The organism is Acetobacter indonesiensis, assembly GCF_000963945.1.
Taxonomy (GTDB): Bacteria; Pseudomonadota; Alphaproteobacteria; order Acetobacterales; family Acetobacteraceae; genus Acetobacter; species Acetobacter indonesiensis.
Map to the genome: position 1 here is coordinate 115,409 of NZ_BAMW01000050.1, position 11,529 is coordinate 126,937.

Annotated in this window: 11 protein-coding genes; 2 read left to right on the forward strand and 9 right to left on the reverse strand. The window is 54.8% G+C overall.

Translation table 11 applies throughout. The features are described from left to right. Positions 1 to 90 precede the first annotated feature (90 nt). A complete protein-coding gene (locus tag Abin_RS12230; protein ID WP_048847286.1) occupies positions 91 to 633 on the forward strand; it encodes a flavin reductase family protein in 543 nt (180 codons plus the stop codon). 164 nt (positions 634 to 797) lie between these two features. Here Abin_RS12230 and Abin_RS12235 read toward each other — a convergent pair whose 3' ends face one another. Next, a complete protein-coding gene (locus tag Abin_RS12235; RefSeq protein ID WP_048847288.1) occupies positions 798 to 1,820 on the reverse strand; it encodes a hypothetical protein in 1,023 nt (340 codons plus the stop codon). 115 nt (positions 1,821 to 1,935) lie between these two features. Here Abin_RS12235 and Abin_RS12240 point away from each other — a divergent pair, with 115 nt between their 5' ends. Next, positions 1,936 to 2,589 (forward strand): glutathione S-transferase, encoded by a 654-nt coding sequence (locus Abin_RS12240; protein ID WP_048847290.1) that lies wholly within the window; start codon positions 1,936 to 1,938, stop codon positions 2,587 to 2,589. 142 nt (positions 2,590 to 2,731) lie between these two features. On the opposite strand, the gene murA is transcribed toward Abin_RS12240, so the two are convergent. The 8 genes from murA to Abin_RS12280 form a co-directional block, all read right to left on the reverse strand. After that, positions 2,732 to 3,994, reverse strand: coding sequence for a UDP-N-acetylglucosamine 1-carboxyvinyltransferase (gene murA / locus Abin_RS12245; protein WP_048847292.1), 1,263 nt, complete (start codon positions 3,992 to 3,994; stop codon positions 2,732 to 2,734). A 9-nt stretch (positions 3,995 to 4,003) separates the two neighbouring features. Further along, the gene (gene dcd, locus Abin_RS12250; protein ID WP_048847294.1) at positions 4,004 to 4,558 is read right to left on the reverse strand and encodes a dCTP deaminase; all 555 of its coding nucleotides are present in this window, start codon (positions 4,556 to 4,558) and stop codon (positions 4,004 to 4,006) included. Next, positions 4,549 to 4,767, reverse strand: a complete 219-nt coding sequence (locus Abin_RS12255; protein WP_048847365.1) for a hypothetical protein — start codon at positions 4,765 to 4,767, stop codon at positions 4,549 to 4,551. Before Abin_RS12255 ends, dcd begins: the two co-directional genes overlap by 10 nt. Positions 4,768 to 4,904: 137 nt before the next feature. Then, complete coding sequence (locus tag Abin_RS12260) at positions 4,905 to 6,560, reverse strand: carbohydrate porin (protein WP_084593625.1); 1,656 nt, start codon at positions 6,558 to 6,560, stop codon at positions 4,905 to 4,907. A 501-nt stretch (positions 6,561 to 7,061) separates the two neighbouring features. Next, positions 7,062 to 7,913 carry a hopanoid biosynthesis-associated protein HpnK gene (hpnK, locus tag Abin_RS12265; protein WP_048847296.1) on the reverse strand — a complete coding sequence of 284 codons (852 nt, stop codon included), beginning with the start codon at positions 7,911 to 7,913 and terminating at the stop codon, positions 7,062 to 7,064. Between the two features lie 90 nt (positions 7,914 to 8,003). Next, complete coding sequence (hpnJ, locus tag Abin_RS12270; protein WP_048847298.1) at positions 8,004 to 9,428, reverse strand: hopanoid biosynthesis associated radical SAM protein HpnJ; 1,425 nt, start codon at positions 9,426 to 9,428, stop codon at positions 8,004 to 8,006. 92 nt (positions 9,429 to 9,520) lie between these two features. Next, positions 9,521 to 10,690, reverse strand: a complete 1,170-nt coding sequence (gene hpnI / locus Abin_RS12275) for a bacteriohopanetetrol glucosamine biosynthesis glycosyltransferase HpnI (protein WP_048847300.1) — start codon at positions 10,688 to 10,690, stop codon at positions 9,521 to 9,523. Positions 10,691 to 10,767: 77 nt separating this feature from the next. Beyond that, entirely contained in the window at positions 10,768 to 11,421 is a 654-nt protein-coding gene (locus tag Abin_RS12280; RefSeq protein WP_048847301.1) for an ABC transporter substrate-binding protein, read from the reverse strand. Positions 11,422 to 11,529: the final 108 nt, after the last annotated feature.

An 11,529-nucleotide genomic window follows, 5' to 3' on the forward strand; every position in this document is an offset into this window, starting at 1 on the left:
AAACCAAATAGTTCCAGAAAAACCGCTTTATACTGTTTGCGTTGATACGGTATAAAATAACCCGTCTCCCACGTGTTCTGGCAGATGCCTATGAAGCCGCTTCCACTCGATAAAGCGTTCACATTGATTGAGCGTGGCCCTGTTGTTCTGGTCACAACACATGACGGACACAGCCAGAATATCATGACCATTAGCTGGACAATGGTTCTCGATTTTGCAGCATCTTTTGCAATTACGACAGGCCCATGGAATTATTCCTATGCTGCCTTATTAAAGAGTAAGAACTGCGTGATCTCCATTCCGGCTATTGATCAGATTGATACGGTTGTTGGCATCGGCACATGCTCGGGCCAGCAGGTAGATAAATTCGCCAAATTCAATCTGACTGCAGTGAAAGCAAAGCATGTTAGCGCGCCACTTATAAAAGAGTGTCTGGCAAATATTGAATGTAAGGTTGTGGAGGTTATTGAGCGCTACAACATTGTCGTGCTGGAAGGGGGAGCAGCGTATTATAATGACGCACGACAGGAAAAAAGAATGATCCATCCCGTAGGTGACGGGACGTTTATTGCGGATGGTCGAAAATTTGACCGAAAAATCATGATGCGATCAAAACTACCAGATGGCGTTTAAGGATTCTGAAAGCCGTTCAAAATTGACTATTGGAGAGTGTGAGGGATCTAGCCGTCTGAAACAATATGGCGACTACTTTGATCCTACACGGTTGGTTCCTGAAGCCATTTCAAGCAAGCCCAGTAAGGAATTGGAACGACCTGAAAAGAAGTTGAGGTAATTTGCTAATTAGGCAGAAGGTGCATCAACATATCTACCCGTTTCATGGTCAGCCATGTTTTGATGCTGGCTTGGGTCCATGATGGATAAGCAGTTTTTATAAAATCAGCCCATGCGTCCCGGTAAGCGATCCACACAGTCTGTGCTTGTTGAATGGACTGAACTGTTACCGTGCCATCTTGCAGAGTGTCTTTTTTGGCTGCGAGCTTTGTCAGGGTATCCTGCATTTTAGCGTTTGCTTGCGCAAATTGGGTCGGCCCGAAAGCCGGTGGTTTTCCGTTCTGCACACGTTCCAGCATATCAATAAAATCCTGATTCTGGAGGTTCTCTTCATCAAGGCCGAAGGACGCCCGTGACGTGCCAGACAAGTCTATTTCCTTATCTGATCGTGCTTGCGCCCACGCTGCCTGAGCTTTCTGGAGTGTTGCAAAGGCGGCTTGATCTTTGTCAGACAAGTGGTTTTTAAAATTATTCAGCGCGGCATCCTGCTTTACCTTTTTGAAGCGTAGATCATGCGCTGTACAGTAGCCGCCTGTTAGCCCGCTGGTGGCATCATCGCAGAATTCAAAGTCTGACTTATACCAGCTTTCCTTTTTGCCCATCAGGTGTTGCACCCGGCTGTCACGTTCAGCGGGAGCCCACGATGACGTGCAGGCAAGGTGGATTGCATAGGGCGTGTTCCGCTGGGCCCCTTTGCCATTGGCGTAAATCATCATCAGAATATGGCTGCCAGAAAAACCTTCTGGCTGGGTATCTGTTTCCTTTTCTTGCTCGATAAAGGCGCAGAGGCGTGCTTTCTCCGGGTCGGCTTTCTGGCCAATGCCATAATACAGGGCTTCGCTATCACATCCCGCCAAAGTGTTGCGCTGGGCCGGTGTAGGCCGGTCCGCAGCGGGAGGACGAACGGCCGCTACTTTTGCGCAAGCTCTGTCTATCGCACCGGATGCGTTATCTGCCGCATATGCGGTGAGGGGGGAGAGTGCGGCAAAAACCGCTGCTGTCCGGATAATCTGCTGAAGCGTGACCATAAGAGCAGACTGACATAAGTGGTCGTTGTCAGACCAGAAAAAACGCCGTGTACGCGTCTTGGCGTGAAGGGCTGACGCTGACAGAATAAAAGCTCAAGGCAAAGAAGGCTGCGCTATGTCCTATCCGGTTTTGTATAGTTTTCGCCGCTGTCCGTATGCCATGCGGGCCCGGTTGGCGTTACTGGCTAGCCAGACCCAGTGTGAACTACGCGAAGTCAAACTGGCGGCAAAACCGGCAGAGATGCTGGCAGCTTCTGCGAAAGGAACAGTGCCGGTTCTGGTGCAGGCAGATGGCGGCGTCATAGCCGAAAGTCTGGACATCATGCGCTGGGCTTTGTCACGCTTTGACCCCTTACACTGGCTGGATAATGCGAAATTTGCAGTGATTGCGGTGAATGATACGGACTTCAAACATCACCTTGACCGCTACAAATACGCAACACGCTATGGATCAGACGCACAATTTCACCAAGCGGAAGCCGTTAAATTTCTGGCACAGCTTGAAGCAGAACTTGCGGGCCAACCCTTTTTACATGGTGAACATATGGGGCTGACTGATGCCGCCATCGTCCCCTTTGTCAGGCAGTTTGCCGGGGCAGACAAAGCATGGTTTGCAACGCTGCCCTATGCAGGTGTGCATCGCTGGTTGCACGCGTTTTGTGCCTCGGGCCTGTTTGAACAGGCCATGCAGCGTCTTGCTCCTTGGCAGGCAGGGGACGTGCCGGTTTTTCTGTTGGATAAAAAGCAGAACCTTACCTCAAAAGCTTAGAGCTATTGGAAAGGTCAGAATTAAGGGTGGCCTGAACCCGCTTGTGGCTGAAACTGGCGGCCAGTGTTCTGGATGACGTTGCAGGCGCGGCGTTATCCCGGCCACGCCCGCAATGTCATATCAAGTCTGGATCAAGAGGTTATCAGTCGTTTACGCGCTCAATCTGCGCGCCACAGGCGGCCAGTTTGCGTTCTACGGCTTCGTAGCCACGGTCAAGGTGATATACGCGGCTGAGGATTGTTTCCCCATGTGCGGCAAGCCCTGCGATAATCAGGGAGAATGAGGCCCGCAGATCAGTTGCCATGACAGGGGCTCCAGACAGACTATGAACGCCTCGGATAATGGCTGATGATCCGTGCACGTTAATCCGTGCGCCCATCCGATTTAGTTCAGGCACATGCATGAAACGGTTTTCAAAAATGGTTTCCGTAATCATGGATGCCCCTTCCGCGACTGACAGCAGCGCCATGAACTGGGCCTGCATATCTGTCGGAAAGCCGGGGTAGGGTTCGGTCATGATATCCACACCGCGCAGCGCGCCTGTGCGGCGTACCCGCATGGCGTCACCTTCCTGCGTGACTTCCACTCCGGCTTCTTCAAACGCCCGCACAACAGCACCCAGATGCTCTATCTGGCCGCCAATCAGGCGTAAATCCCCGCCTGTGATGGCTGCGGCACAGGCGTAGGTACCGCATTCAATACGGTCAGACATGATGCGGTGCTGCGCGCCGTGCAGTGCCTCGACACCGTCAATAATAATGTGCCCAGTGCCAGCGCCGGTAATTTTGGCCCCCATGGCGTTCAGGCAGTTTGCCAGATCAGCCATTTCTGGTTCGCGGGCAGCATTGACAATTTCCGTGCGCCCTTTGGCCAGAGTGGCCGCCATCATCAGGTTTTCCGTTGCACCGACAGAGGCAAACGGCAGCACAATGCGGTCACCAACCAACCCGTTGGGTGCACGGGCGTGAATGTAACCATTTTCCAGCGTGATAGTGGCCCCGAGGGTTTCAAGCCCTTTCAGGTGCATATCAACCGGGCGCGTACCAATGGCACAGCCGCCGGGCAGGGACACCTTTGCTTCCCGGCAACGGGCCAGCAAGGGACCCAGCACCAGAATAGAGGCCCGCATTTTGGAAACGATGTCATAAGGCGCTTCCGTGCTGGTGATTTCCCCGCCCACGGAAAGAGTGGTTTTATCACCATTCACGGTTTCAACTGTCAGGCCGTGTTGGGTCAGCAGGGCACGCATGGTTGCGATATCTGCAATATGCGGCACGTTGGTCAGCACCAGACGTTCTGATGTCAACAGGCCAGCAACCAACAGCTTCAGGCCAGCATTTTTAGCGCCGCCAATCGTAATTTCGCCGTGTAGCGGGCGGCCGCCCCGAATAATAAATCTGTCCATCAGTCTGGCTTACATCCGCGGCGTGGCAACGCCACGCTGGCCCATATATTTCCCCGCACGGTCAGCATAACTGGTTTCGCAGGGGGTTTCGCCTTTGAAGAACAGAAACTGGCAGATGCCTTCGTTCGCATAGATACGGGCAGGCAGCGGCGTTGTGTTGCTGATTTCAATGGTCACCTGGCCTTCCCATTCGGGTTCAAGCGGGGTGACATTTACAATGATACCGCAGCGTGCGTAGGTCGATTTGCCCAGACACACGACAAGAACATCACGCGGAATACGGAAATATTCGATGGTGTGGGCCAGCACAAAGCTGTTGGGTGGAATAATGCATTCGTCAGCCTTGCGGGAGACAAAGCCGTCCGGGCTGAAGTTCTTGGGGTCAACAATAGCGTTGTTTACATCCGTAAAAATGCGGAAATCATCAGCCACGCGGGCATCATAGCCGTAGGAAGACAGACCGTAAGAGATAACGCCGTCGCGTTTCTGATTTTCCACAAACGGTTCGATCATGCCGTGATCGTTCGCCATCTGACGGATCCATGTATCGGGCATCACGGGCATGTCGGTGGTTCTCCATTGGCCGGGTCTGTCTGAGGCGCTGCTGACTGGCTGTCTGCTTCCATTTCCTGCCGGGTGCGGGCCTGCTGTTTGCGGCGGCGCAAATTGGCACGCAGGGCGGCGGCCTGCCGTGCTGCGCGGTCAGCTTTTGCATCAGCCACCTTTGCAGATTGGCGCGGCGTAGAGGAAGGGGAAGAAGGCGTGTCGGTCATGCCAGCGTCAGAATGTTGAAAAGATCCTCTGCTGCCTAGCAGAGCGACGCTGTCATGCCTAGGTACGTGCGCGGCAAACACACGGAAAACCCCTGCAGAAAGCATCAGAGAAAATGCAGCCTACAGGGGAATAATGGTCAGAGATTGGCAATCAGTTTCAGGCCCATGATGGACGCATCGGGAATGTGGTGTGTTTCTCCCGGATGAATCATGTACTGAAAGGTTGGCTGAATCAGCACACCGGGGAAGGCATCAATCGCGTAATAGGCTTCAATGATGTGGGAATTGTTCTGCACACCATGCAACGTGGAGCCCAGAGACAACCCGGCATCCTGCGCCAGAATCTGGCTTTCCCGACGGCGGCGGCTGACATGATACCAAGAATAAAGCACACCCAGCCGGTCTGTCAGGCGAGAGGGAATAACCCCGACCAGAGAAAACCCGGCATAGGCCTGATCAGACAGATTGACCACGCGTGGGGTCACATGCACGTAACCCGCCATCAGGTAGCCACCGGCCATCATGTTACGCCCACCGAGGCGATAGACCATCTGGTCAGCCTCGACCCAGAACATGTCAGACGGGGCTGACCGTTTACCCGGAATGGTTGCCGCGACCTTTGCTGGCAGGGCAGAGGCAATTTTGTCTGCATAGCGGGTGGTGTCATGGGCATACCCAATGACGTAATGGCCCGGCAGGCGGTTACGGGTCACGAACGGCTGCCATGTGAATTCAATAGGCAGAGACAGACCAGTGGTGTTTTCCGCCCCCCATGACCAGCCGCTGGGGTTGTCTGTCAGGGCGCTGACAGAATATGCGCCAACCTGTAACGCGGTATCGCGTGTTGGGCGCAGACGCACGCGGGCGCCCCATGTTGCTTTGGGGTACACGCTGAAGCCCGGATTTTGCTTGAGCGCGACTGGGGCGGAGCAGGTTACCATGAAGGAGCACAGCAACGGAGATGTTGCGAACACGTGCGTCAGGGACATGCGCCCGAAAATGACATCCAGACGGTTCTGCATCATGCGTTTTTCGGCATACAGATCAACCAGATGGGCTGCCACGTTTCCAGACAGAGAATAGACTTCCTGCATGGCGACGTAATATTCGCCCAAACGACCATTCTGAAGGGCTTTACCTGCACGCTCCATCACCAGAGCATGAACAGACCAGCCTTTCAGCCGTGCCATGCGCTCCAGATCAAACACGCCTTGCAGTGTCAGTTCGTGAACGTAGCTGACGCCTTTTTCCAAGCCGCCCGTCATCACGCCCATCGCTTCTCCTTTGTAAGTGAAGGAGAACGTGAAACCACGATCATGCAGCCAGTTTCGTGGGCCTGTCAGTTGGGGCACCAGATGGCCCGACCCTGCTGTCGGCACGTAGTAGGGGTCATTCATGTCCATACGGCGCAACGCATCAAGGCGAGGAGGCAATAAGCTGGATGGCCCTTCCCATGATGTCAGGGCGTCAAGCTCCAGCTTATGGGCAGCCCCCTGTTCATCCCCTGCGGGGGCGTAAGACTGCACGCTCATGGTGGCGTAACCCGGCGTTGGCAGCACCGGTACACCACTTGGCGGAATTGGCGTGTTGGCTGGCCGTTTGATGGCTGCGGGGTCTGGCCCCATGCTCCCGGCATCCATCATGCCGGTATTGAGCGGGCGCGTGGTTGCTGTTGCGTTGGGGCGTACCTTGTTAGCCGGACTGACAATGGCATCAGCCACCGGGGCAATTGGTTTTTCCAGCGCAATGGGGGCCGCGCCTGCCTTGTGCGAATTCGCACCCCATGACGCCATAAGGGCCAGAGCCAGATAACCCGTGTCTTTTTTACGGGGGCGGATAAGCGATGCCGTGCGCTGTGCCCGCAGGCCGCGTTCTTCTGACAGTCTCATACCTGTCCTCAATTTTCAGAAAAGGAAGTCTCTGTCTGTGTAAAAACAGACGGGTGGGTCAGGCTGTCAGCACTGCGCCTGAAAAGACAGGATGCTGCACAGAGCCGCTAAAGACCGTGCGCCACACAGAGGCCACCACCAAGAGAGGCTTACCTGCGTAAAGAGCAGAGACAGACGCCCACTGTACGGGGCGTGCGGTAGAGAATGCGGAGAAAGACAAAGCGTTTTTCATTATGCCCAAGACCATTTCTTTTTTGTTTTTAAGTGGTCAGGCTGAATTTGAAACAGAAAGGAAAACGGCCGTCAACGGCTTGCGAAAGTTATAACAAGAAAAGTGCGCGTTTGCGAAATGTTGTTACTGGGAATGTGATATTTATATCATGTTATAACACAATGAGGAGATCTTCAGGCGGGCTCAAGATCGCGCCAACCAGAAAGCACGGCATGGGAATGGTGCAATCCGGCCCGGAAACCTTCGGAACAGAGCGCTTCAAACTCTGCTTCATGCTCGTAGGTTGGCATCAGGCGTTGCAGGAGATCATTCTTGTGCGTGGCGGGATGAAAATAGAGTTCAGACACGCCTTCTGGCAGATGCGCGGCTAACGCCGCAACGCGGTCTGATGTCATGTGGCCGCTCCATGCCAAGCCAAAGCACCAGTCATTGGTTACCATCCCGGCAGAGCGGATCTGGTGACGCAGTAACCCCGTCCAGCGGCGGAGGGCAGCATCGCCTAACGTATCTGTATAGGTGCCAGCGGCGTAAAGCGGTTCTGTTGGTTCAAGCGGGGTACGAATGGCGCGCAACCCATAAGTGCGACCAATATCAATTAATAGTCTGCCGACGGTTGGGTGCAGGTGCATATGCTTGTGCGCATTGGCGTGATCAAGAGTCAGCCCCGTGCGCTTGAAAGCCTCAAATTGAGCAGTAATTTCTGCCGCCAGTTCTTTACGGCCTTCGGGGCGGAAGAAGTAATCAACACCCAAACCCAGCTGAGAAGAAGAAAACCAGCCATCTGCCTGAGTAATCAGCGGAAGGCGGGCATGGGTCAGGGTCGAAGCCCCTTCAATAACCACCAGATGCAGGCCCACCCGCAAATCTGGCAACCGTTTTGCCCGTTCAACCGCGTCTGCTGCCGCTGGCCCCGCAACCATCAGGCTTGCGGTTGAAAGAACCCCCTCACGGTGGGCAATTTCAATGGCTTCATTCACTTCAACCGAAAGGCCGAAATCGTCAGCGGAAATAATGGCGCGTTTCATGGGCAAAAACCTTTCTTTCCGTAGCGGTGGCGCTCTGATCCGGCAAACAGCCGGATCAGAGACGCCATCCGCACAGAAAGCCGCGTGGTATCAGGCCGCGTTGCGGTCACGCAGGAAGTGGAAGAATTCCACACCTTCGCGCAGGCGGCGCTTCATCATCTGCGGGGAACGAACCATTTCGCTGACGATGGAGGCAATTTTCGGGGCGCGGAAATAGAACTTCTTGTAGAATTCTTCCACGCTGCCAAAAATTTCTGTGTGAGACAGGTGCGGGTAGTGCAGCGGCGCCATCTGCACGCCGTTTTCGTCAATCAGTTCGGCATTGCTTTCATCCAGCCAGCCGTTTTCAGTGGCCTGCTTGTGCAGGGCCGTGCCGGGATACGGAGCAGCCAGAGAAACCTGCAATGTGTGCGGGTTGATTTCCTTGGCGAAGTTGATGGTTTCCTGAATGGTTTCCTTCGTTTCGCCGGGTAGGCCCAGAATGAACGTGCCGTGAATCTTGATCCCAAGTTCGTGGCAGTTCTTGGTGAATTCACGCGCCACTTCAACGCGCATACCTTTTTTGATGTTGTGCAGAATCTGCTGGTTTCCGCTTTCGTAGCCAACCAGAAGCAGGCGCAGACCGTTGTCACGCAGCACTTTCAGGGTTTCACGCGGCACATTGGCCTTGGCGTTGCAAGACCAGGTAATGCCCATTTTACCCAGTTCCCGGGCAATGGCTTCTGCGCGCGGCAGATCATCGGTGAAGGTATCATCGTCAAAGAAGAATTCTTTAACCTGCGGGAAATACTGGCGGGCCAGACGAATTTCAGCCGCAACATGCTGCGGGCTGCGTGTGCGGTAACGATGTCCGCCAACGGTCTGCGGCCACAGGCAGAAGGTGCAGCGTGATTTACAGCCACGGCCCGTATAGATGGAGATATACGGGTGCATCAGGTAGCCAATGAAGTAATCTTCAATCTTCAGGTCGCGCTTATACACTTCGGTAACGAAGGGCAGGCTGTCCATATCTTCAATCATGGCGCGGTCACGGTTGGCGACAATGACGCCTTCCTTGTTCCGCCATGTGATGCCGTCCACATCCTTGAAATCGCGGCCTTCGGCAATTTCCTTGATGGTGTAGTCAAATTCGTTGCGGGCAACGAAATCAATCGGGGCCCCTTTCAGCAGGCTTTCTTCTGGCTGAACAGCAACCTTTGCCCCAACCATCCCGATCTTCAGGTTCGGGTTGGCGTCTTTCAGCATCTGCGCCACCTGGACGTCCTTCGCAAAGGACGGTGTGGAGGTGTGCAGAATAACCAGATCGCGGTTTTTCACGTCTTGTAGAATCGGTTCCATACCCATGCGGGCCGGTGGCGCGTCAATCAGACGGCTGCCTTCAACCATGGCGGCAGGCTGGGCCAGCCAGGTTGGGTACCAGAAAGACTTGATTTCGCGCTTGGCCTGGTAACGTGAGCCTGCACCACCATCAAAACCATCAAAGGAAGGGGGTTGCAGAAAAAGGGTTCTCATCATGGTCTGATCCTGACAAGGCTGGAAGGTGTTCTGAGAGACTCAGGGAATATGGGTAGGGACTTACTCTCGCGGGAGGGGCGAGACAAGCCGTATCAACTTTCCGGTGATAAATGCCCCGGTGAGGGAGGGGGAACCGGATGAGGGGCCACATGCATGGTTTCACCCCGCCAATCGACCCGCGTACCGCTGGCACTTCCCACCATAATGGCCGCAGACAGCCAGTCGCGTGCCGGTAAAAGCAGCAAAGGCCATACAAACCGTATGCCTACAGTGCGGTCCACAATCAGGGCGGTGACCATGCGCAGGCCCCATACCCCAAAAAAGAGCAGACACGCCCACAGGGCATGCGGCTGAAACAAAAACGCCAGAGACGCCCAGAAAAGGGGAAGCTGGATAGACGACGCTGCATAGCCTGCCGGGGCCAGAGTGCAGACAGTTCTGCCCCACCGCAGTTCATGTGACAGCAGTTCAGACGCGTTGCGCTCTGCAATGGTTGTCCATGTCAGGCAGTCAGCAATGGTGATGTCGTAGCCTTGCTGGCGCACCAGACGGCCCAGAACGGCATCATCCGCAACGTGGGGCAGCAGGGCTTCAAGGCCGCCGACAGCCTGAAGCATCTCGCGTGTCAGGGCCATGGTTGCACCAAGACAATCCTGCCTGCCCAGATAGCGGGAGAGAATGACACCTGGTAGAAAATTATGGTTGATCTGACAGGCGGCCAGCATCTGAACAAACGTAGGCGCAGATGGCAGCCCCGCATACAGCGTCGTCACCAGTCCTGTGCGGGGCTTGTGCAGCGCGCTGACAATGTGCAGCAAATAGTCGGGCCGCACGTGAATATCAGAGTCGGAAATGACGAGGATATCGTGCTTGGCGTAGGGCAGGATATTCATCAGATTGCTGATTTTGCGGTTCATCCCATGCACTACGGGATTGACCACAATCTGCATATCAAGGTGAGGATGTCGCTGCTGCAAGCGGTGGACGATGCCAATGGCCGCGTCATTATCATCCCGCACGCCGAACAGAATCTGAAGGTGCGGATAATTCTGGGTGCAGAAACTTTCCAATGCTTCTTCAAGCAAAGGTTCGTCTCCGTATAGCGGCTTTAGCACCGTAACGGGGGGGAGCGGGTTTAACGTAACCGGCTTTCGTTCCTGCTTACAGAAACGCCGGAGCAGCGTTGCCCCGGCAAGAGACTGAACGCAGCCGCTAACGGCCAGAACGCCGCTTGCGACCGCCAGAAAAGGGAAAGGGGACACTACAGATCAGCCGTCATTCGGCCTGTGGCCGGGTTATTGGTCTGTCCGCTTCGTGTCACGATCCGTGGTTCCTGTGCTCAGCCTTGGGAGAACGTTTTGACTTTACGTTCCAAAACATTGATCAGGCCGGATACACCACCTGAAGACAGTGTGGAACTAAAATCAGAACGCTGGGCTGCTGCCTGGCTGATACGGGATTCGGCCAGAAGAACATCTGTGATGCGCCAGCCAGAGGCACCATTGTGCATGACGTAGCTGACAGGCGTGCCGGGCTGGCTATCATCAGACCCAATGAATGTGTTGACAATCTTGTTGCCGCCAACCGGTGAGTCTTCAATCTTCGGGGTAATGGTGAAGCGTGCACCAGCACCCGGCTTGAAGCTGGAGATATAGCGCGCAATCGTGAAATCACGGAACGCGCTAAGCAGCTTCTGTTTGTCGTCAGGTGACAGCGACTGATAGCGCACCCCGATGGAGGCTTTCAGCACGGCGTCCAGATCATAGGCCTGATCAACTGCCGGGCCGACAATCTGCACCCGGTCAGCAAAACTGGCGCTTGATTTCTGCACTTTGTCCAGTGCTGCATACAGCGTCTGGATGGGGGCGCTGACGGCACTGGCCGGAGCAGACTGGGCAAATGCCGCAGGAGCAAAAGAGCTGACTCCAGCAGCGGGAAGCAGTGCCATGCCCAGACCGAGCGCAAGCCCTGCACGAAGAGAAATACGTTTCATGCTCATGATTTTGTTCCCGTTGAGCTGTTTGGCAAGGTCATTGAAAGCATGTCTCCGATGCCCAATGCGCTGAGAGCGGTTTTAACGATGTGTGGAGCTGTGAGTTCA